Below are 19531 nucleotides of genomic sequence, written 5' to 3' on the forward strand. Positions count from 1 at the left end.
AAGCAGTCATCAGGGAAAATCAGGCAGAGAAGCATATCATACTCTCTGCCTGATGCGCTTAGCGGCGCGCGTTGACCAGCTGAACCATCATCTCGATGTGTTCGTCATCCGCGTTAAGCGCGGGTATATATTCAAATTTTTCGCCGCCTGCATGCAGGAAAATTTCGCAGTTTTCACCGCTTATCTCTTCCAGCGTTTCAAGGCAGTCAGCCGCAAAGCCGGGACTCATCACCTGCACATGCTTAACGCCTTTAGCCGGCAGACTTTTCATGGTCTCATCGGTGTAGGGCATCAGCCACGGCTCACGCCCAAAGCGCGACTGGAAGGTCATCATGATTTTTTCAGGGGCAATATTCAGCGCGGCTGCCAGCGCGGCGGTGGTATCTTTACAGCGCAGCGGATAGTCATCGCCTTCATTGGCAAAACGCTGCGGAATGCCGTGATAGGAGAGTACCAGCAGATCCGGCTCGCCATGGCGGGCAAATGAGCGCTCAACAGAGGCTTTCAGCGCGGCGATATAGGCCGGATGCTCAGCATAATCGCGAATAAAGGAGACCTGCGGCAGCGAGCGCAGCGGTTTAAAGCTGCTGGCCAGACCATCCCATACGGCGGCAACGGTAGAACAGGAGAACTGCGGATAAAGCGGCAGCACAATCAGGTGCGTGACGCCCTGCTCCAGCAGACGATGCACTGCGCCGTCCAGGCTCGGCTGACCATAGCTCATGCCCAGCTCAACCGGCATGTCTACGCGCTGCGCCAGTGCCGCACGCTGCCGCTTGCTGAATACCATCAGCGGCGATCCCTCTTCCATCCAGACGGAAGCGTAGAGTTTCGACACGCGCGGCGAGCGAAACGGCAGAATAATAAAATTAAGAATGGGCCACCATAGCCAGCGCGGCGTATCAACCACGCGCGGATCGCCGAGGAACTGCTTCAGATAGCGTTTCACCGCCGGGGTGGTAGGGGCTTCAGGTGTGCCTAAGTTAACCAGCAGAACACCGGGCTTATCTTGCCTCATTGTATTTCCTTGATGTCGCAACGAAGAGTGGTGAATCGGGGGAAATTGTAGCGGAAATCACGGGCGGGAAAAGCAATTGCTGTAAAAGGGCCAGGCATCCGGCCCTTTTTGTACTTAGCCGAGGATACGGTGCAGTTCTTCACTGACGTCAGCCACCGGGCGGGTACCGTCAATTTTGTGATAGGCGGTGTTACCCGCTTCCGCTTCTTTGCTGTAGTAAGCAATCAGGGGTGCTGTCAGCTCATGATACTCAACCAGGCGCTTACGTACGGTCTCTTCCTGATCGTCTTTGCGTGTGGTCAGCTCTTCACCGGTCACATCATCTTTACCGTCCACTTTTGGTGGCTTGTTTTTGATGTGATATACGCGGCCAGATGGCGCATGTACGCGACGGCCCACAATGCGATCGACGATCAGTTCGTCCGGCACGGCAAATTCCAGCACGTAATCGACTTTGATGCCCGCTTCTTTCATGGCGTCAGCCTGCGGGATGGTGCGTGGGAAGCCATCGAGCAGGAAGCCGTTTTTGCAGTCTTCCTGCGCGATACGCTCTTTAACCAGCGCAATCACCAGTTCATCAGTCACCAGTTTACCGGCATCCATGATGGCTTTCGCCTGCTGGCCCAGTTCGGTGCCTGCTTTTACTGCGGCGCGCAGCATGTCACCCGTAGAGATCTGCGGAATACCGTAGTTCTCCATAATATACTGAGCCTGAGTGCCTTTACCTGCGCCCGGTGCCCCGAGCAGAATAATACGCATTGCGTAATTCCCCTTGCGAATCGCATTGATCAATCTATGAAGGCCAAGAACATACCATTATGACCCGCCAGCCACAAGGCAACGGGTACGCTATCACTGGCCCCTGTACTGTGACCTGCTTTGGGATTAAGCGCCAGATGGCGGATTGCTTTTAGGAATTCAGGCTACGCAGCAGCAACGCTTTCAGCTGCTTTTTCAGCGTCGCGGTGACATTCGTATGTTTACTGCCGCTGCCGCGCAGGCTGGCGGGCATCAGCAAACGTCCGCTCATCCGCCGGATCCCGGGCGGCAGGTCAACATGATGCAGTACCGGCGGCAGCTCAATCAGGGCAAACGGCAAACCGGGCTGCTGCAGTGATGAGAGAGGGAGCGGCGTCTCCAGCGTAAACCGGTCAACCAGAGCAACATTAAAGGGTTTCCACTCAGCGTGCTCCATCCTCGTCAGCGCCTGCTGCGGCGCGTTGCCCAGCGCCAGCCCCTGTTCGATCAGCCGCAGTTCGCTGCGTACCAGCGTGCTGAATTTTGTCGTGCGCAGTGCAATCAGCACCAGATCGTCGCTCAGCGCTGCGTGGCGGTTCAGGTGCGCCACAAACAGATGGGATTCGGCGATCAGCGCTTTATGCAGCGCGCTGGCAAAGGAATCGGAAGCGTCGGTCACGCCCTGACTCTGGCAGGTATCAAGCGATCGTACCCGCCCTTCCGCCAGATCCACATGCTCTATCAGCGCGATATTGCCCGCCATCATGGGGACAGCAGGCAGTACGCTCAGCTCGCTGACCGGATGGTGCGAGGCGTAGCGCGTCTGATTGCGTGCCTGCTCCTGGCGTAAAAAAAGCTGGGACAGCACGACGCGCGCAATATGCAGCGAGGGTGCAAAGAAGAGATCGTAGTTTTCCAGCCGATAGTAGCGGGATAGCTGGCTGCGCAGCCGATCGCATATCGCCGCCCTGGCAGAAGCGTATTGTGGGGCCATCGCGTAACGTTTCCCTGTATTGACTGCGAAGTAGTGCTTCCGGCAGGTAAACCGCGTGGCTGATACATAGCCAGCACGCCCCGTCAACCTGCCAGAATCTGGAGCAAAGGTTAGGGCAATGCGGCTGGACATTAAAATGATATAAACTGACAATCCCTGTTAGGTTTTTACACAAGGGACGAGTATGACCGCGCTTCCGTCACTACGGGCGCTGCGCTATTTTCATCAGGCAGCGCTGCACAGCAGTTTCAGTACGGCAGCGGAAACCCTGCATGTCACCCACAGCGCCGTCAGCCACCAGGTGCGCCAGCTGGAGAGCTGGATGGGCAAGCCGCTGTTTGTACGCACTAACGGACGCGTTAAATTAACCTCGCACGGTGAACGCCTGCTGGTCAGCTGTCAGAAAGCGTTCAGCGAACTCGCCACCAGCTGCGAAAGCATTCGTACCGGCATGCGGCATCATCTCTCTGTTTCCTGTGCGCCCAGCTTCCTCTCACAGTGGATGATCCCGCGCATCAGCAGTTTCTATCAGCGCTACCCGGATATTGACGTGCAGTTTCAGTCACTGGTCGACATTGACCAGCTGCGTAGCGAGCATACCGATGTACTGATCCTGAGCTACGAGCAGCAGCCCGATGACGACATTGAGGCCACGCTTATCAGCGATGACGCAATCGGGCCGCTCTGTGCGCCGCACTACGCCGAACACCTGCAGAGCGCGCGCGATCTGCAAACGCTGCCGCTGCTGCATGCGGATACCCGGCTGCACGCCTGGGCAGAATGGGCAAAAAACAGCGGCGTGCGGGGTGATTTCTGGCGTGGCAAACACTTTGATAATCTGATGCTGGCCATTCAGGCCGCCAGAAGCGGTCTGGGAATCATCATGGCGCCGCGGCTGCTGGTACAGCAGGAGCTGAAAGCGGGTGCGCTGATCGCACCGCTGGGCTTTGTACGCATCGATCGCGCCACCTGGATGATGGCTAAACGCTCACGCGAGCAGAATGCAGAGATCCGTCTGTTTCGCGCATGGCTTAGCGAACAGGCGCAGTGTTAAGGCAATAAAAAGGGCGCCATTAAAGACGCCCTTAGCGGTAGTTTTGCTCTCGCTGCGCGGCGTTATGCCGTCAGCAGCTGGTTCATGCGGCGGATAAACTGGTTAGGATCGTCCAGCGTGCCGCGCTCAGCCAGCAGCGCCTGATCCAGCAGCAGCTCAACCCACTCGGCAAAGCGCGTCTCATCCTGGGTGTCCGCTACGCGTTTCACCAGACCGTGCTCCGGATTGATCTCAAAGATATATTTCACTTCCGGAACATCCTGACCGGCGGCGGCAAACAGCTTCGCCATCTGCGTGGTCATTTCGTTAGCGTCAGTGGTCACGATGGCAGGCGTATCGGTCAGACGATGCGTCAGACGCACTTCTTTTACGCGTTCACCCAGCAGAGTTTTCACGCGCTCAACAAACGGCTCCAGCGCTTTTTCTGCCTCTTTCTGCTCTTCGGTCTCTTCATCCGCCAGCTTGCTCAGCGACTCATCGGCTTTGCTTACCGACTGGAACGTTTTGCCGTCGAACTCGGTGAGATAACTCATCATCCACTCATCGATGCGGTCAGAGAGCAGCAGCACCTCAATGCCTTTCTTACGGAACAGCTCCAGATGCGGGCTGCTTTTCGCCGCGGCGTAGCTGTCTGCCGTGATGTAGTAGATCTTCTCCTGCCCTTCTACCATACGGCTCAGGTAGTCATCCAGCGATACGTTCTGCTCGCTGCCTTCGCTCTGCGTGGTGGCAAAACGCAGCAGTTTAGCAATCGCCTGCTGATTGGCGCTATCTTCCGCCGGTCCCTCTTTCAGCACCAGGCCAAACTCTTTCCAGAACTGCTGATACTTCTCTGCATCATCTTTTGCCAGTTTTTCCAGCATCTGCAGGCTGCGCTTAGTCAGCGCGGCGCGCAGGCTCTGGGTTACACGGCTGTCCTGCAGAATTTCACGCGAGACGTTGAGCGGCAGATCGTTAGAGTCAATCAGGCCACGCACAAAGCGCAGGTAGTTCGGCATGAACTGCTCAGCGTCATCCATGATAAACACGCGCTGTACATAAAGCTTGAGGCCATGCTTGCTGTCGCGGTTCCACATATCGAAGGGAGCACGCTGCGGGATGTAGAGCAGGCTGGTGTACTCCTGCTTGCCTTCCACGCGGTTGTGGCTCCAGATAGCCGGATCGCTGAAGTCATGCGCGATGTGCTTATAAAACTCGTTGTACTCGTCGTCGCTGATTTCCGCTTTATTACGCGTCCACAGCGCCTGGGCTTTGTTAACCTTCTCCCAGGTTACGGTGTCGTTCTCTTCATCTTTGGTCTCGATCTCTACCGGCAGTGCGATGTGATCGGAATATTTGCTGATGACATTACGTACGCGCCAGGCGTCAAGGAAATCATCTTCGCCTTCGCGGAAATGCAGCGTGATCTCCGTACCGCGATCGGCTTTTTCAATTTCTGCCAGGGTATATTCGCCCTCGCCTTCTGACTCCCAGAACACACCTTCGCTGGCCTGTGCACCGGCAGCACGCGTGCGTACGGTCACTTTGTCAGCAACGATAAAGGCGGAATAGAAGCCCACACCAAACTGGCCAATCAGCTGGCTGTCTTTTGCCTGGTCAGAACCCATAGACTCCAGAAACGCTTTGGTACCTGACTTAGCGATAGTGCCGAGGTTTTCAATCACCTCATCACGACGCATACCGATACCGTTATCGCTCAGCGTCAGCGTCCGTTTCTCCTTGTCGACCGAGATACGTACGCGCAGATCGCCGTCGCCTTCATAGAGATCCGGCACAGAAAGCGCGCGGAAGCGCAGCTTATCAGCGGCATCAGAGGCGTTGGAGATCAGTTCACGCAGGAAAATCTCTTTGTTTGAATAGAGGGAATGGATCATCAGGTGCAGAAGTTGTTTTACCTCTGACTGGAAGCCACGCGTCTCTTGTCCTTTCATGGTCATTGCTACCTCAACAGAATCGGGGTTGATCGAACGTTGAGAAAGAGATGGGGATGGCGGGAAAATTTTCAAGCCGGTTTCAGTGAATGAAACCGGCAAGTGCTTAGAATTTAATCTTGTGACGCCCGGCAAGAGAGTGTGACAGCGTGGTGCCATCAACCATCTCCAGCTCGCCGCCTACCGGAACACCGTGTGCAATACGGCTGGCGTCAACGCCATACTGACCGCACAACTCAGCGATATAGTTGGCGGTAGCTTCACCTTCTACCGTGGGATTGGTAGCCAGGATCACCTCCTGCAGCGTCTCATGTTCCAGACGCTGCTCAAGACGATCGAGCCCGATATCCTGCGGGCCAATCCCATCCAGCGGCGACAGATGTCCCATCAGCACAAAGTAGCGTCCGCCAAACTGGCCGGTCTGCTCAATGGCGTGAATATCTGCCGGGCTTTCCACTACGCAAATCTGTCCATTCTGCTGCCGACGGGCGTTAGCGCAGATGGTGCAGATCTCCTGTTCAGTGAAGGTGCGGCAATCGGCACAGTGGCCAATCTCCGACATCGCGCGCGTCAGCGCCTGAGCCAGACGCATGCCACCGCTGCGATCGCGTTGCAACAGGTGAAACGCCATGCGCTGCGCTGACTTCGGGCCTACACCCGGCAGACAGCGCAGTGACTCCATTAAGGTTTCAAGCAGTGGACTGGTCTGCATCAGAACGGCATCTTGAAGCCAGGCGGCAGCTGCATACCGGAAGATACGGAGGCCATCTTCTCTTTCTGCGTCTCATCGATGCGACGCGCCGCATCGTTGAACGCTGCAGCGATCAGATCTTCCAGCATATCTTTGTCATCTTCCAGCAGGCTGGGATCCACTTCCACGCGACGGCAGTTGTGCGCGCCGTTGATAGTCACTTTAACCAGACCCGCACCCGACTCGCCCGTGACTTCCAGCGCGGCGATCTCTTCCTGAACCTTGGCCATTTTATCCTGCATCTGCTGGGCCTGTTTCATCAGGTTGCCCAATCCGCCTTTACCAAACATAGTTTTCTCTCTCTGCTGGGGCTGCGCGCAACGTCTGCGCGACAGCGTGATCATACGGGTCGGATACTCTCTTCATCCAGATCGGCATCAAAAAATTGCTGCAGCATCTGAATGTGGGTATCACTTGCGAGCGACTGGCGCGCCTGCGCCAGCTTCTCTTCATAGATGGCCTGTCGCCACTCCAGCGGCGTCAGCACCGCCGGATTATCATCTTCCACGATGGTCAGTTCAACCTCCTGACCCGCCGCCTGGCTTAGCGCAGCCTGAATGGCCTGCCGTGCTGCCGCAGAATTAAGGTGTCGCTGGCTGCTGCGCAGGTGCAGCGTCACACGCTGTTCATGGTGCTCTTTCCACGCATTAAGCGCTACCTGCTGCACCAGCTTTGGCAGCGTCAGCCGGGCAATTTCAGCGGCCCAGGCATCACGCTGCTGCGCTTCCTCTGTCAGCCGGGCGGCCAGCTCTGGCGTTTTCTCATGCTCCAGCGCTGAACGCAAGGCCTTTGGCGTCGCGACCGGCTCCGCTTTCACCTCACTCTGCTGCTGCGCTTTCCAGCGGTACGCTTCTGGTTTTACCGGCGCGCTTGCGGCCTCAGGCGTGCGCTGCTGCACGCGCTCTGTAACCGTTGCCAGGCGCTCCAGCGCCTGATTTGCCGGCCGCGCGGGACGCGCTGCCGGCTCACTCTTTTTTACTTTACCTGCCCCCTGACGCAGCAGTTGCGTACGCGCCTGCAGCAGCTGGCTGGTGGTGTCCGGCAGATTGCCGGCAGGCGGTGCCTGCGGTTCTGCGGGAGCCGGTGCAGCGGGCGGTGCCATCTGCGGTTGTGTAGCCGGTGCAACAGGCGGTGCCATCTGCGGTTGCGTAGCCGCAGCAGGCTGCTCAGCCGGGGCGGCGGCAGGTACCTGCGGTGCCGCCTGAGGCGCCAGCGAGGGACGCGCCACCGGTTCAGCAAGTGTAGCCTGTGGATGGAAAGCCAGCGCGCGCAGCAGCGTCATTTCCACACCCAGCCGCCGATCGGGTGCCAGCGGCAGATCTTTACGCCCCATCAGTAACGTCTGATAGTAGAGCTGTACATCAGCGGGCGGCAGCGTGCGCGCCAGCTCACGCAGACGTTGCGCTTCACTGAACTCTTCATCATTAAGGGAGCCGGGCAGCAGCTGTACCATCGCGATACGGTGCAGCAGACGCAGCATTTCAACCAGCAGCGCTTCCCACTCCACACCGCGCGAAGCGGCCTGATTCAGACGCGCCATCACCCGTTCGCCGCTGCCTTCCACCAGCGCTTCAATCAGCGCCAGCGGCTGTTCATCATCCAGCGTGCCCAGCATCTGCGCAACGGTCTCGCGCGTGACGCTGCCCTGCCCGCTGGCAATCGCCTGATCGGTCAGGCTCAGCGCGTCACGCATACTGCCATCGGCAGCGCGCGCCAGCAGATGCAGTGCACGCGGCTCTGCTGCTATCTGCTCCTGCTCCAGCACATAGCTCAGCTGCTGCTGAATCTGCTCAACGTCCAGCGCTTTCAGATGAAACTGCAGGCAGCGCGACAAAATAGTGATTGGCAGCTTCTGCGGATCGGTAGTGGCCAGTAAAAATTTAACGTGGGACGGCGGCTCTTCCAGCGTTTTCAGCAACGCATTAAAGCTGTGGCGCGACAGCATATGTACTTCGTCGATCAGATAGACCTTGAAGCGACCGCGTGCCGGCGCGTACTGCACGTTGTCCAGCAGATCGCGCGTGTCCTCTACTTTGGTACGGGAAGCGGCGTCGATTTCGATTAAATCAACAAAGCGGCCCTGCTCAATTTCCCGGCAGTTATCGCACTTCCCGCAGGGCGTGGCGGTAATACCGGTTTCGCAGTTCAATCCTTTTGCCAGCAGACGGGCAATAGAGGTTTTCCCTACGCCGCGGGTGCCGGAGAAGAGATAGGCATGATGAATACGTCCCAGTGATAACCCGTTGGCGAGCGCAGTCAGCACATGTTCCTGACCCACTACGTCTGCGAAGGCCTGGGGACGCCATTTTCGCGCAAGTACCTGATAGCTCATGTGGATGTGGTCACTGGATTGTATTGAGTTGGCACAGCAGCGCGGCCATCAGCCGGCAGCCACCGTCAGAAAAAGGGAAAAAATGCAGCTTCGCAAACCCTGTGTATTTGGGCAGTAGTTTACCAGCCACAGCGAAATATGCCTATAGCCGTGTCGGCAGGCGCAGGCGGCAAAGTAGTGAGCGAGGATAAGCACTGCGCTCCGCGAAACAGCAGAGCGCAGCAGGCCTTAGTGACCGGGGAAGCTGACGAGGCTGTAGCAGTTAACGCCCAGCGCTGTCAGGCGCGCTTCGCCGCTGAGATCGAACAGGTTAATCACAAACGCGGCGTCGCTGACTTCACCACCTGCACGGCGGATCAGTTTTACCGTTGCTTCGATCGTGCCGCCGGTGGCCAGCAGATCGTCAATCACCAGCACAACGTCGCCGGGCTTGATGGCATCTTTGTGCAGTTCCAGCGCATCAGTACCATACTCCAGCTCATAGCGCTCCTGCCAGGTTTCACGCGGCAGCTTGCCCGGTTTACGCACCGGTATAAACCCGACGCCCAGCCCCAGCGCTACGGGCGCACCAAACAGGAAGCCGCGCGCTTCTGTACCCACCACTTTGGTGATGCCTTTGTCACGATAACGCTCCACCAGAATTGAGATCGCCGCAGCATAGGCCTGCGGATCTTCCATAAGACTGGTAACGTCGCGGAACAGAATGCCCGGCTTCGGATAGTCGTGAATACTTTTGATGCTGTTTTTGATCAGTTCAAGCTGCTGCGCAGTTGCGGTCATAAAGGTTACGCCTGGAAAAATATCTAAAACGCGCAGCTTTAACAGCGCCAATATCCGGAGACCGGGTTAAGCGAAGTCGTTTCACAGAGGGAAGCTACGCACGAAGATGCCCAAATCTATGCAAACGGCGGCCTAAATGCAACCCTGACGCGGTTAATGTTGCGTTGTCTCTTCTGCCACGACCGGAATACGCCACATAAAGAGCAGCAGTATCGCTAATAACACCAGCAGCAGCAGACGCAGCCACAACAGCTTCACCAGCCAGAGAGAAAATGCAAAGGTGATGACAATCAGCAGGATTGCCCGTCCTTTAGCGCCCGGCGGCATGGCGCGGTGACGCTGCCAGTGGCGCAGATAGCGGCCAAAAGGTGAACGCCACAGCAGCCAGTGGTGAAAGCGCGGCGATGAACGGGCAAAACACCAGGCCGCCAGTAACACAAATGGCGTTGTCGGGAGTAAAGGTAATACAATGCCCAGCGTGCCCAGCACTATCGCCAGCCAGCCGAGGCTCAACAGTAAAAAACGCTGCATGCCAGATGCCTGAATACTCAATATGCCTTTACGTTACCATGGAACCAAAGTGATGCCTCTTCTTTCCGCGCCTGAGCGACTGCAAAAAATTGTTGAAACGCTGCGCCAGCGTATAGCACAGCAGCCGGACGGGGCCTGCAGAGTGCCGCGCTTTGATACCGCGCTGTTTCATACGAAAGGCACCCGTCTGAGGGATTATTTGCAGGAGCTGGAGCAGAATCTGCAGCATCTGCAGCAAAAACAGCACGGCGCAGTGCAGCAGCAGTGGCTGGCGCAGCGTGTGCTGGATCAGCTGGCAGCGCTTCAGCGCGAATGCGAAAGCCAGCAGCTGCGGCCGTGGCGGGAGCGACCGCGTCATGATGCGCGCCAGCAGAAACGCACCGAGTATCTGGGGTACGAAACGCGGCTACTGGCCATGCTGCGGCAGCGCGAGGCGCATCTTGCGCAGGCAGAAACCCTGAGCGTACAGCAGCAGCTGATGCGGGAAGTGGAGCAGCTGCAGGCGCGGTTAAACCGCTGTCGCGCTGCGCTTTACCAGCTCGATCTGCCCGCCGCGCAGGCGTAGCGTCGCGCTTCTATACTTAACGCATAAGTCAGAAGGAGGAACCGGTGACGCTGATGATCTGGATTGTGACGGGCCTGGTCGTGGGCTGGCTCAGGTACCTGCTGCTGCCTGGCAGGGCCGGCGGGATGATCCCCGGACTGGTTCTGGCAGCGATAGGTGCGCTGATAGGCGGTTACATTGCCACCTACTTTATGAATGGCGGGATCGGCACGCTGCATGTCGCCAGCGTGGCTGCCGCCCTGGCTGGCGCAGTGCTGATGCTGCTGGTCGTCATAAAACTACGGATATAGGAGAGAGAGTATGTCGCTTGAGCGCGCACCGGACGAGATTAAGCTTGCAGTAGATTTGATTCAGCTGCTGGAGGAGAACCAGGTGCCGCCTGCAACCGTGCTGGCCGCACTGGCGATCGTCCGGCGCGACTATGAACAGAAGCTGGCCGCCGCGCACGCAGATTAACGCGTGCTCAGCGTCGGGCTCAGCCGCAGCATATCGAGAAACGCGTCAACAATCTGCGGCGCTTCCGCTGCCAGGTCAAAGCTCTCCGGGTTAAACAGCCAGCTCTCCATCATGCCATTGATATAGCCGCGCATCAGCAGGGCTGCCTGGCGGGTATTCAGCGCACCGGGCAGCTGTCCGGCCTCGATACAGCTGCGCAGCACGGTTTCAATGCGGTCATAACACGCCTGCAGCAAGCCCTGCTGCATCGCCACCAGCGTTGACATTTCACCCACAAACTCGCATTTATGGAAGATAATCTCCATAAGTGCGCGTCTTTGTGCATCCTTTGCCGTGGCGTCAAGGATATAGATCAGCATCGAACGCATCACAGAAAGTGGATCGTCCGGATATTTTGTCTGATACTCAAGTTCCACATCGTCCAGCCCGGCGTCGCAGCGCAGCCAGATTTCCTGTAACAGATCGGCTTTATTTTTAAAGTGCCAGTAAATGGCACCGCGCGTGACGCCAGCCGCTGCGGCGATATCAGCCAGCGACGTGGCGGCAACACCCTGTTCAGAAAAGTGTGCTAATGCGGCATCAAGAATTTGATTACGCGTTTCAAGTGCTTGCGCTTTGGTTTTTCGTGCCATAGGGAGCTGTTTTTACAAACTGGCAAGTTTACATACATTTGTGAATGTATGTACCATAGCATGACCCGTGTTTTAACGCAGCAATGGGTTTATCGGTTTGTGATCCATTGATCATTTGATATCGGACACTAGAGGTTTTATTTATGAATAAAAACAGAGGGTTAGTGCCTCTGGCGGCCGCCGTGATGCTTTCAGGCAGCTTTTTGTTAACAGGATGTGATGGTGATAAATCTCAGCAAGCCGGCCAGCAACAGCAGCAGCCGCCGGAAGTCGGGGTAGTTACCTTAAAAGCTGAACCCCTGAAGGTCACTACTGAACTGCCCGGACGCACTTCTGCGTTTCGCGTTGCAGAAGTCCGTCCTCAGGTGTCGGGTATCATTCTGAAGCGTAATTTTGTTGAAGGCAGTGATATTAAAGCGGGCCAGTCGCTGTATCAGATCGATCCTGCTACCTATCAGGCGGCTTACGACAGTGCCAAAGGCGATTTAGCTCAGGCGCAGGCAAATGCCCGCGTAGCGCAGCTCACCATTAAACGTTACAAGCCGCTGCTCGGCACCAAATATATCAGTCAGCAGGATTATGATAATGCTGCGGCAACTGCCGCGCAGACGGCTGCTGCCGTGCAGGCTGCTCAGGCTAACGTTGAAACCGCCCGTATTAATCTTGCCTACACCAAAGTGACGTCACCTATCAGCGGTCGTATCGGCAAATCGTCCGTCACGGAAGGTGCCCTGGTCTCCAATGGTCAGACTAACGCGCTCGCGACCGTGCAGCAGCTGGATCCTATGTACGTAGATGTGACGCAGTCCAGCGACGACTTTCTGCGCCTGCGTGCCGAACTGGAAGCGGGTCAGCTGAAACAGACCGACGGTAAAGCTAACGTCACTCTGCTGATGCAGGATGGTAGCCCTTACAAACAGCCAGGGACGCTGGAGTTTTCCGATGTCACCGTCGATGAAACCACCGGTTCGATTACGCTGCGTGCCATCTTCCCGAATCCGGATAACCGTCTGCTGCCGGGTATGTTTGTGCGTGCCCGTCTGGATGAAGGTGTGAACCCTACTGCACTGCTGGTGCCGCAAACCGGCGTGACCCGTACGCCAACCGGCGATGCCAGCGCGATGGTCGTCGGCGCAGACAACAAAGTAGAAGTACGTAAGATCACTGCAAATCAGGCATTTGGTGACAAATGGCTGGTTACCGATGGTCTGAAAGAGGGCGACCGCGTGATTACCGTCGGTATTCAGCGTGCTAAAGCGGGTGCGCAGGTTACGCCAAAAGAGGTCTCAGATGATGCTAAGGCAGCCCAGGAATCTCAGTCTGCCAAATCATCGTCATAACAGGAGCCGTTGATACATGGCTAAGTTCTTTATCGATCGCCCCATTTTTGCCTGGGTGCTTGCCATCATTATTATGATGGCGGGTGCGCTGTCGATCATCAGCCTGCCGATTGAGCAATATCCCAATGTTGCGCCACCGGCGGTTGAGATCCAGGCCTCTTATCCGGGTGCGGATGCAAAAACGCTGCAGGATTCTGTTACGCAGGTTATTGAACAGAATATGAACGGCATCGACGGGCTGATGTATATGTCCTCGAGCAGTGACTCATCCGGTACGCTGACGCTGACGCTGACCTTCCAGTCCGGCACCGACGCGGATATCGCGCAGGTGCAGGTGCAGAACAAGCTGCAGCTGGCGATGCCGCTGCTGCCGCAGGAAGTACAGCAACAGGGGATTCAGGTTAAAAAATCCTCCAGCAGCTTCCTGATGGTAGCGGGTTTTGTCAGTGATGATGGCAGCATGACGCAGAACGATATTGCGGACTATGTTGCGTCTAACATCAAAGATCCTATCAGCCGTACCACAGGTGTAGGTGATACCCAGGTGTTTGGTGCGCAGTATGCAATGCGCATCTGGCTCGATCCGCATAAGCTGAACAACTACCAGCTGACGCCGGTTGACGTGATCAGCGCACTGCAGACGCAGAACACCCAGGTTGCCGCCGGTCAGCTCGGTGGTACGCCGCCGGTACCCGGCCAGCAGCTCAACGCCTCTATCATTGCCCAGACCCGTCTGACCTCAACCGATGAGTTTGGCAACATCATGCTCAAGGTGAACCAGGATGGTTCGCAGGTGCGCCTGCGCGACGTGGCAAAAATTGAACTGGGTGGTGAAAACTACGAGGTTATTGCCCGCTATAACGGCAAGCCTGCATCCGGTATCGGTATCAAGCTGGCTACCGGGGCTAACGCTCTGGATACGGCAGAAGCGGTGAAAGCCGAGCTGGGTAAGCTGGAGCCGTTCTTCCCGTCAGGCATGAAGACTGTCTATCCGTATGACACCACGCCGTTTGTAAAAATCTCGATCTTCGAAGTGGTTAAAACGCTGTTTGAAGCGATTGTGCTGGTGTTCCTGGTAATGTATCTGTTCCTGCAGAACTTCCGCGCCACGCTAATCCCGACCATCGCCGTCCCGGTGGTGCTGCTGGGTACCTTCGCTATCATCAGCGCCTTTGGCTACTCCATTAACACGCTCACGATGTTTGGTATGGTGCTCGCTATCGGCCTGCTGGTGGATGACGCCATCGTGGTGGTCGAGAACGTTGAGCGCGTGATGGCGGAAGAGGGACTGCCGCCGAAAGAGGCAACCAAACGCTCCATGGAGCAGATTCAGGGCGCGCTGGTTGGTATCGCGCTGGTGCTCTCTGCCGTGTTTATTCCCATGGCGTTCTTTGGTGGCTCGACCGGGGTTATCTACCGTCAGTTCTCGATTACTATCGTTTCGGCGATGGCGCTGTCGGTTCTGGTCGCGCTGATCCTCACCCCTGCCCTCTGTGCCACCATGCTGAAACCGATTAAAAAAGGTGAGCATGGTAAAACCACCGGCTTCTTCGGCTGGTTTAACCGCATGTTCGACAAAAGTACCAATCACTATGTCGATAGCGTCAGCCATATTATCCGCAGTACCGGCCGCTATCTGGTGATCTATCTGGTCATTGTTCTTGGCATGGCGTGGCTGTTCCTGAAGCTGCCAACCTCCTTCCTGCCGGAAGAAGATCAGGGACTGTTACTGGCACAGGCGCAGCTTCCAGCTGGTGCGACCCAGGAACGTACCCAGAAAGTGCTGGATCAGGTGACCGATTACTTCCTCACTAAAGAGAAAGATAGCGTAAATTCCGTGTTCACCGTCAACGGATTTGGCTTTGCCGGCCGTGGCCAGAACACCGGTATCGCGTTTGTCAGCCTGAAGCCGTGGGATGAGCGTGGCAGCGCCGATCTGAAAGTACCGGCCATTGCCGGGCGTGCCATGGGTGCGCTGGGTCAGATTAAAGATGCCATGGTCTTCCCGTTCAACCTGCCGGCTATTATCGAACTGGGTAACGCTACCGGTTTTGACTTCCAGCTGATTGACCAGGGCAACCTGGGCCATGAAAAGCTGACCGAAGCGCGAAACCAGCTGTTTGGTATGATTGCCCAGCATTCAGATACGCTGGTTGGCGTACGTCCGAATGGTCTGGAAGATACGCCGCAGTACAAGCTGATTATCGATCAGGAAAAAGCGCAGGCGCTGGGGGTATCGCTCTCTGATATCAACACTACGCTGGGTGCCGCCTGGGGGGGATCCTACGTCAATGACTTCATCGATCGCGGTCGCGTGAAGAAAGTGTACGTTATGGGTAAAGCGGATGCGCGTATGCTGCCGGATGACATTGGCAAATGGTATGTGCGTAACAGCGCCGGCAATATGGTGCCCTTCTCCGCCTTCTCCTCTGCAAAATGGCAGTATGGCTCGCCGCGTCTGGAGCGTTATAACGGTCTGCCTTCCATGGAGATCCTTGGTCAGGCTGCACCGGGCAAGAGTTCGGGTGATGCGATGGATATGATGGAGGAGCTGGCGTCGAAGCTGCCAACCGGTATTGGCTACGACTGGACCGGCATGTCCTATCAGGAACGTCTGTCAGGTAATCAGGCCCCGGCGCTCTATGCTATCTCGCTGATTGTGGTCTTCCTCTGTCTGGCGGCACTCTATGAGAGCTGGTCTATTCCGTTCTCGGTCATGCTGGTCGTGCCGCTCGGTGTCATTGGTGCGCTGATCTTCACCACCCTGCGCGGACTCAGTAACGACGTCTACTTTGTGGTCGGACTGCTGACCACGATAGGTCTTTCCGCCAAGAACGCCATTCTGATCGTCGAATTTGCGAAAGATTTGATGGATAAAGAGGGCAAAGGTCTGGTGGAAGCGACGCTGGAAGCGGTACGTATGCGTCTGCGCCCGATTCTGATGACCTCACTGGCGTTTATCCTCGGCGTACTGCCGCTGGCAATCAGCAGCGGTGCCGGCTCCGGTGCGCAGAACGCAGTCGGTACCGGCGTAATGGGCGGCATGGTTACCGCTACCGCGCTGGCAATCTTCTTTGTGCCGGTCTTCTTCGTGGTGGTGCGTCGCCGCTTCAGCAAGCACAAAGCGGATCTGGAAGAGGGGCATCATCCAGCGGAACAAGCGAAACACTGAGTGACTCCTTAATGAAAAAGGCCGCAGATGCGGCCTTTTTTTATGGTGCCTGATGCGGGTTGCAATCGTGCGATAACGGGCGCATAATATTGTTATATTATAACATTACATAGGAGCCTTCACATGAAGCCTGATATTCACCCGCACTACCGTCCGGTACTGTTCCATGACACCACCGCTGATGAGTATTTTAAAGTGGGATCAACCATCAAGACTGAACGCACTATAGAGTTTGAAGGCGAAGTTCTGCCCTACGTGACGCTGGATGTCTCCTCAAAATCGCACGTTTACTATACCGGTAAACAAAAAGAGTTTGCCAAAGAGGGCAGCGCGGCGCGCTTCAATAAGCGTTTTGGCAGCTTCCTGACGCGCACGAAATAAAGGAGTAAGACGATGCAGGTCGTGAGTTCACTTCGGTCGGCTAAAACCCGCCACCGGGATTGCAAAGTAGTACGACGTAAAGGCCGTATCTATGTGATTTGCAAATCCAACCCACGTTTCAAAGCGGTTCAGGGAAGAAAGAAAAAGCGCTGATGTGTTGTGAGAGTTTGGCCGGGATGCTCCCCGGCCTTTTTTATTGCATGCTTTTCAGCATTGCTTCTGCGTTATGCCTGAACGCTGCCGTATAGGTCGCAGCCGGACCACCGGCAGCAGAGAGCGCCTCCGGATAGAGTTCGCCGCCGGGCTCTGCGCCTGATTCGCGGGCAATCTGTTTAACCAGGCGCGGATCGGTCTGGTTTTCAATAAAGTAGCGACGGATATGTTCACGCCTGAGCTGCTGAACAATCTGCGCGACGTCGCTGGCGCTGGCCTCTGCTTCCGTGGAGAAGCCCACCGGTGCCACAAAGGTAACGCCATAACGCTGTCCGAAGTAGCCAAACGCATCGTGGCTGGTCAGAACTTTGCGCGCGCTGCGCGGTACGGCGTCAAACGCGGATGTAGCCCAGCTGTCGAGCTGCTGCAGCTGCTGGATATAGCGCTCGCCGCTGCGCTGAATGTCTGCGGCGTCCTGCGGATCGGCTTTCATTAGCGCCTGCATCACGTTACGCGCATAAATTTCACCGTTCTGCAGGCTGTTCCAGGCGTGCGGATCGGTGACGGTGCTGCCCTCCTCTTCCATCGTACGCGTGCTGATGCCGCTGGATGCCACGACCACATCGCCGCGGTAGCCTGAAGCCGTGATGAGTCGATCCATCCAGCCCTCCAGCCCAAGGCCGCTGACAAACACCACGCTGGCCTGCGCCAGCGCCTGACTATCCTGCGGTGCAGGCTCAAAGGTATGCGGATCGCCATCCGGCCCGACCAGCGAAGTAACTCGCACATGATCGCCGCCAACCTGCTTTACGATATCGGCCAGCACGGTAAAACTGGCTACGGTATTGATAGTATTGGCCTGCGTGAACGGACTAACCAGCATCGCGCTGGTTAACAGACTCAGTGCAACAAACTTCATGTGTATCCCCTTATCATTGTATTAACGACGGCGCAGCACGCCGCCGCATGGCCCTGTCAGAACAGAGAGCAGAAACAGCCCGGCCGCACTCAGCACCACGGCTGGCCCGGCAGGCAGCGAGTAGTACCAGGAGAGCATCAGACCGCTTAATGCAGCAGCGATGGCCAGCAGCACAGCGATAAACAGCAGCGGAGTGAGCCGCCGGCTCCAGAAGCGGGCGCTGATAGCGGGCAGCATCATTAGCCCGACTGACATCAGCGTGCCCAGAATTTGAAAGCCAGCGACCAGGTTGAGTACAACCAGCAGCAGAAACAGTCCCTGTACCAGCGGTGCGCTCCAGCGGTTCTGCACCCGCAGGAAATCGGGATCGAAGGCGTCAATCACCAGCGGCCGGAAAATCAGCGCCAGCGTCAGAAGCGTGAACGCGGCGATAGCGGCTACCAGAATAAGTGCATGACTGTCCACCGCCAGCAGCGAACCAAACAGCACGTGCAGCAGATCCACGCTGGAGCCGCGCAGCGAAACCAGCGTGACACCCAGCGCCAGCGAGCCAAGATAGAATCCGGAAAAGCTGGCATCCTCTTTTAACGGGGTGTAGCGACTGACGGCACCGGAGAGCAGCGCCACGATCAGTCCCGCCAGCAGTCCGCCTGCGCCCATCGCCACCAGCGACAGACCTGAGAGCAGATAGCCTATCGCCGCACCGGGTAATATCGCATGTGATAACGCATCGCCTATCAGGCTCATACGGCGCAGCGACAGAAACACGCCCAGCGGAGTAGCGCTCAGCGCCAGCGCAATACAGGCCACCAGCGCCCGACGCATAAAGCCAAATTCAATGAAAGGCTGCAGCAGCGTCATGATGTCACCTGCGCGCTCGTCGTCGTGCGGTCCAGCGATAACTCTGCGCTGAAGTAACGGCTGACCAGCGGTCTGTCGTGCAGGACCACCAGCAGCGTCGTGCCCTGCTGCTGCTGCTGCCGGAGCAGGGCCATCAGCAGGGTAACGGTAGATGCATCAATAGCGCTGAAAGGTTCATCCAGCAGCCAGACCCGGCTCTGCTGCATCAGAAGCCGGGCAAACAGGATCCGCTGTAGCTGGCCGCCAGATAGCATGGCCGGCTGCGCATCAGCAAATGCCCGCATCTGTACGGCGTCCAGCGCAGCGTCAATCTCTTTGCGCAGCGCCCGGTTAAGGCCGCCAAACCAGCCGCAGCGTGGCCAGCAGCCGGTAGCCACCAGTTCATACACCGTAAGCGGAAAACGTATTTCCAGCTCACTGCGCTGTGGCAGCCAGCCAATGGCGCTGGCAGGCACGCTGATCAGGCAGGAGCCGGAAACAGGTGCTATCACACCCGCCAGCGTCTTCAGCAGCGTTGATTTTCCGCTGCCGTTTGCGCCGGTCAGCGCTGTCATGCTGCCCGCAGTCAGTTCTCCGTCGGGAATTGCTGTTATCGCCTGCCCGCGGTATCCGACATGCAGCTGATTAAAATGAATCATGCTCTGATTCCCCAGAGGAGACAGAGCGCCAGCACAGTGATGAGCATCATGACAACCATCAGACGTCTGCCGACGGAAAGTAATATACCGCTGTTACGCATAGCCTTTACCATTACGTTATAACATAACAATATGGTAACGGGTTTACCGGCAAAGAACGTACAAAGAAGTGTTTCAAAAATTGATCGCTGCTGAAAGTGGCTTCATCGGGCAGATGAGCTGATGATACGGCCCATTGCAATAATCGCCGTTAACATTAACGACCTGCTTGCATTACCATCAGCA

General features: G+C 56.7%; 21 protein-coding genes and 1 other annotated feature. Of the genes, 8 read left to right on the forward strand and 13 right to left on the reverse strand.

Going from position 1 to position 19531, the window contains the following annotated elements:
• Window positions 1-58: 58 nt before the first annotated feature.
• From hemH to BBA90_RS15435, 3 genes are all read right to left on the reverse strand, one after another.
• Window positions 59-1018 carry a ferrochelatase gene (hemH, locus tag BBA90_RS15425; protein WP_065649914.1) on the reverse strand — a complete coding sequence of 320 codons (960 nt, stop codon included), beginning with the start codon at window positions 1016-1018 and terminating at the stop codon, window positions 59-61.
• Between the two features lie 114 nt (window positions 1019-1132).
• Window positions 1133-1777 (reverse strand): adenylate kinase, encoded by a 645-nt coding sequence (adk, locus tag BBA90_RS15430; protein ID WP_065649915.1) that lies wholly within the window; start codon window positions 1775-1777, stop codon window positions 1133-1135.
• Between the two features lie 151 nt (window positions 1778-1928).
• Entirely contained in the window at window positions 1929-2750 is an 822-nt protein-coding gene (locus BBA90_RS15435) for a DUF6024 family protein (protein ID WP_065649916.1), read from the reverse strand.
• A 184-nt stretch (window positions 2751-2934) separates the two neighbouring features.
• Here BBA90_RS15435 and BBA90_RS15440 point away from each other — a divergent pair, with 184 nt between their 5' ends.
• Window positions 2935-3804, forward strand: coding sequence for a LysR substrate-binding domain-containing protein (locus BBA90_RS15440; protein ID WP_065649917.1), 870 nt, complete (start codon window positions 2935-2937; stop codon window positions 3802-3804).
• 62 nt (window positions 3805-3866) lie between these two features.
• Here the strand turns inward: BBA90_RS15440 and htpG are convergent, their stop codons facing one another.
• From htpG to BBA90_RS15470, 6 genes are all read right to left on the reverse strand, one after another.
• On the reverse strand, window positions 3867-5741 hold the full coding sequence (gene htpG / locus BBA90_RS15445; protein WP_065649918.1) for a molecular chaperone HtpG: 1875 nt from the start codon (window positions 5739-5741) through the stop codon (window positions 3867-3869).
• A gap of 100 nt (window positions 5742-5841) precedes the next feature.
• The gene (recR, locus tag BBA90_RS15450) at window positions 5842-6447 is read right to left on the reverse strand and encodes a recombination mediator RecR (RefSeq protein WP_039383019.1); all 606 of its coding nucleotides are present in this window, start codon (window positions 6445-6447) and stop codon (window positions 5842-5844) included.
• Window positions 6447-6776 carry a YbaB/EbfC family nucleoid-associated protein gene (locus BBA90_RS15455; RefSeq protein WP_031377860.1) on the reverse strand — a complete coding sequence of 110 codons (330 nt, stop codon included), beginning with the start codon at window positions 6774-6776 and terminating at the stop codon, window positions 6447-6449. The genes recR and BBA90_RS15455 overlap by 1 nt, the downstream gene beginning before the upstream one ends.
• A gap of 50 nt (window positions 6777-6826) precedes the next feature.
• A complete protein-coding gene (dnaX, locus tag BBA90_RS15460) occupies window positions 6827-8818 on the reverse strand; it encodes a DNA polymerase III subunit gamma/tau (protein ID WP_065649919.1) in 1992 nt (663 codons plus the stop codon).
• Window positions 7421-7482 (reverse strand) — a sequence feature (DnaX frameshifting element). It overlaps the preceding gene by 62 nt.
• 228 nt (window positions 8819-9046) lie before the next feature.
• Window positions 9047-9598: an adenine phosphoribosyltransferase gene (gene apt, locus BBA90_RS15465; protein ID WP_065650499.1), complete on the reverse strand. Its 552-nt coding sequence runs from the start codon at window positions 9596-9598 to the stop codon at window positions 9047-9049.
• Window positions 9599-9751: 153 nt separating this feature from the next.
• The gene (locus tag BBA90_RS15470; RefSeq protein ID WP_065649920.1) at window positions 9752-10129 is read right to left on the reverse strand and encodes a DUF454 family protein; all 378 of its coding nucleotides are present in this window, start codon (window positions 10127-10129) and stop codon (window positions 9752-9754) included.
• A 52-nt stretch (window positions 10130-10181) separates the two neighbouring features.
• Between BBA90_RS15470 and priC the strand changes: the two genes are divergently transcribed.
• From priC to rsmS, 3 genes are read left to right on the forward strand one after another with little or no spacing between them, the layout of a single operon-like run.
• Window positions 10182-10694 carry a primosomal replication protein PriC gene (priC, locus tag BBA90_RS15475; protein ID WP_065649921.1) on the forward strand — a complete coding sequence of 171 codons (513 nt, stop codon included), beginning with the start codon at window positions 10182-10184 and terminating at the stop codon, window positions 10692-10694.
• A gap of 53 nt (window positions 10695-10747) precedes the next feature.
• Entirely contained in the window at window positions 10748-10984 is a 237-nt protein-coding gene (locus tag BBA90_RS15480) for a hypothetical protein (protein ID WP_313066865.1), read from the forward strand.
• Between the two features lie 10 nt (window positions 10985-10994).
• The gene (rsmS, locus tag BBA90_RS15485; protein ID WP_065649923.1) at window positions 10995-11150 is read left to right on the forward strand and encodes a pleiotropic regulatory protein RsmS; all 156 of its coding nucleotides are present in this window, start codon (window positions 10995-10997) and stop codon (window positions 11148-11150) included.
• Here rsmS and acrR read toward each other — a convergent pair.
• Complete coding sequence (gene acrR, locus BBA90_RS15490) at window positions 11147-11782, reverse strand: multidrug efflux transporter transcriptional repressor AcrR (protein WP_065649924.1); 636 nt, start codon at window positions 11780-11782, stop codon at window positions 11147-11149. The two genes, rsmS and acrR, sit on opposite strands and share 4 nt — an antisense overlap.
• 143 nt (window positions 11783-11925) lie before the next feature.
• Here acrR and BBA90_RS15495 point away from each other — a divergent pair, with 143 nt between their 5' ends.
• The 4 genes from BBA90_RS15495 (at window position 11926) to ykgO (ending at window position 16828) form a co-directional block, all read left to right on the forward strand.
• Window positions 11926-13122 (forward strand): efflux RND transporter periplasmic adaptor subunit, encoded by a 1197-nt coding sequence (locus BBA90_RS15495; protein WP_065649925.1) that lies wholly within the window; start codon window positions 11926-11928, stop codon window positions 13120-13122.
• Between the two features lie 16 nt (window positions 13123-13138).
• Window positions 13139-16294: a multidrug efflux RND transporter permease subunit AcrB gene (locus BBA90_RS15500; protein WP_065649926.1), complete on the forward strand. Its 3156-nt coding sequence runs from the start codon at window positions 13139-13141 to the stop codon at window positions 16292-16294.
• A gap of 123 nt (window positions 16295-16417) precedes the next feature.
• A complete protein-coding gene (locus BBA90_RS15505) occupies window positions 16418-16675 on the forward strand; it encodes a type B 50S ribosomal protein L31 (protein WP_039383008.1) in 258 nt (85 codons plus the stop codon).
• Between the two features lie 12 nt (window positions 16676-16687).
• Entirely contained in the window at window positions 16688-16828 is a 141-nt protein-coding gene (gene ykgO / locus BBA90_RS18865; RefSeq protein WP_071668939.1) for a type B 50S ribosomal protein L36, read from the forward strand.
• A 40-nt stretch (window positions 16829-16868) separates the two neighbouring features.
• Here ykgO and BBA90_RS15510 read toward each other — a convergent pair whose 3' ends face one another.
• Genes BBA90_RS15510 through BBA90_RS15520 form a run of 3 tightly spaced genes read right to left on the reverse strand, consistent with a single transcriptional unit; the run spans window position 16869 to window position 19246 of the window.
• Window positions 16869-17747 (reverse strand): metal ABC transporter substrate-binding protein, encoded by an 879-nt coding sequence (locus BBA90_RS15510; protein ID WP_065649927.1) that lies wholly within the window; start codon window positions 17745-17747, stop codon window positions 16869-16871.
• A gap of 21 nt (window positions 17748-17768) precedes the next feature.
• Entirely contained in the window at window positions 17769-18608 is an 840-nt protein-coding gene (locus BBA90_RS15515) for a metal ABC transporter permease (protein WP_065649928.1), read from the reverse strand.
• On the reverse strand, window positions 18605-19246 hold the full coding sequence (locus tag BBA90_RS15520; protein ID WP_065649929.1) for a metal ABC transporter ATP-binding protein: 642 nt from the start codon (window positions 19244-19246) through the stop codon (window positions 18605-18607). The genes BBA90_RS15515 and BBA90_RS15520 overlap by 4 nt, the downstream gene beginning before the upstream one ends.
• Window positions 19247-19531: the final 285 nt, after the last annotated feature.

The sequence above is a fragment of the Pantoea eucrina genome (assembly GCF_001691555.1).
GTDB classification, from domain to species: Bacteria; Pseudomonadota; Gammaproteobacteria; order Enterobacterales; family Enterobacteriaceae; genus Pantoea; species Pantoea borealis.

Coding starts and splice junctions, on each gene's coding strand:
- hemH (WP_065649914.1), bottom strand. CDS start 1,018: ATGAGGCAAGATAAGCCCGGTGTTCTGCTGGTTAACTTAGGCACACCT.
- adk (WP_065649915.1), bottom strand. CDS start 1,777: ATGCGTATTATTCTGCTCGGGGCACCGGGCGCAGGTAAAGGCACTCAG.
- BBA90_RS15435 (WP_065649916.1), bottom strand. CDS start 2,750: ATGGCCCCACAATACGCTTCTGCCAGGGCGGCGATATGCGATCGGCTG.
- BBA90_RS15440 (WP_065649917.1), top strand. CDS start 2,935: ATGACCGCGCTTCCGTCACTACGGGCGCTGCGCTATTTTCATCAGGCA.
- htpG (WP_065649918.1), bottom strand. CDS start 5,741: ATGACCATGAAAGGACAAGAGACGCGTGGCTTCCAGTCAGAGGTAAAA.
- recR (WP_039383019.1), bottom strand. CDS start 6,447: ATGCAGACCAGTCCACTGCTTGAAACCTTAATGGAGTCACTGCGCTGT.
- BBA90_RS15455 (WP_031377860.1), bottom strand. CDS start 6,776: ATGTTTGGTAAAGGCGGATTGGGCAACCTGATGAAACAGGCCCAGCAG.
- dnaX (WP_065649919.1), bottom strand. CDS start 8,818: ATGAGCTATCAGGTACTTGCGCGAAAATGGCGTCCCCAGGCCTTCGCA.
- apt (WP_065650499.1), bottom strand. CDS start 9,598: ATGACCGCAACTGCGCAGCAGCTTGAACTGATCAAAAACAGCATCAAA.
- BBA90_RS15470 (WP_065649920.1), bottom strand. CDS start 10,129: ATGCAGCGTTTTTTACTGTTGAGCCTCGGCTGGCTGGCGATAGTGCTG.
- priC (WP_065649921.1), top strand. CDS start 10,182: ATGCCTCTTCTTTCCGCGCCTGAGCGACTGCAAAAAATTGTTGAAACG.
- BBA90_RS15480 (WP_313066865.1), top strand. CDS start 10,748: ATGATCTGGATTGTGACGGGCCTGGTCGTGGGCTGGCTCAGGTACCTG.
- rsmS (WP_065649923.1), top strand. CDS start 10,995: ATGTCGCTTGAGCGCGCACCGGACGAGATTAAGCTTGCAGTAGATTTG.
- acrR (WP_065649924.1), bottom strand. CDS start 11,782: ATGGCACGAAAAACCAAAGCGCAAGCACTTGAAACGCGTAATCAAATT.
- BBA90_RS15495 (WP_065649925.1), top strand. CDS start 11,926: ATGAATAAAAACAGAGGGTTAGTGCCTCTGGCGGCCGCCGTGATGCTT.
- BBA90_RS15500 (WP_065649926.1), top strand. CDS start 13,139: ATGGCTAAGTTCTTTATCGATCGCCCCATTTTTGCCTGGGTGCTTGCC.
- BBA90_RS15505 (WP_039383008.1), top strand. CDS start 16,418: ATGAAGCCTGATATTCACCCGCACTACCGTCCGGTACTGTTCCATGAC.
- ykgO (WP_071668939.1), top strand. CDS start 16,688: ATGCAGGTCGTGAGTTCACTTCGGTCGGCTAAAACCCGCCACCGGGAT.
- BBA90_RS15510 (WP_065649927.1), bottom strand. CDS start 17,747: ATGAAGTTTGTTGCACTGAGTCTGTTAACCAGCGCGATGCTGGTTAGT.
- BBA90_RS15515 (WP_065649928.1), bottom strand. CDS start 18,608: ATGACGCTGCTGCAGCCTTTCATTGAATTTGGCTTTATGCGTCGGGCG.
- BBA90_RS15520 (WP_065649929.1), bottom strand. CDS start 19,246: ATGATTCATTTTAATCAGCTGCATGTCGGATACCGCGGGCAGGCGATA.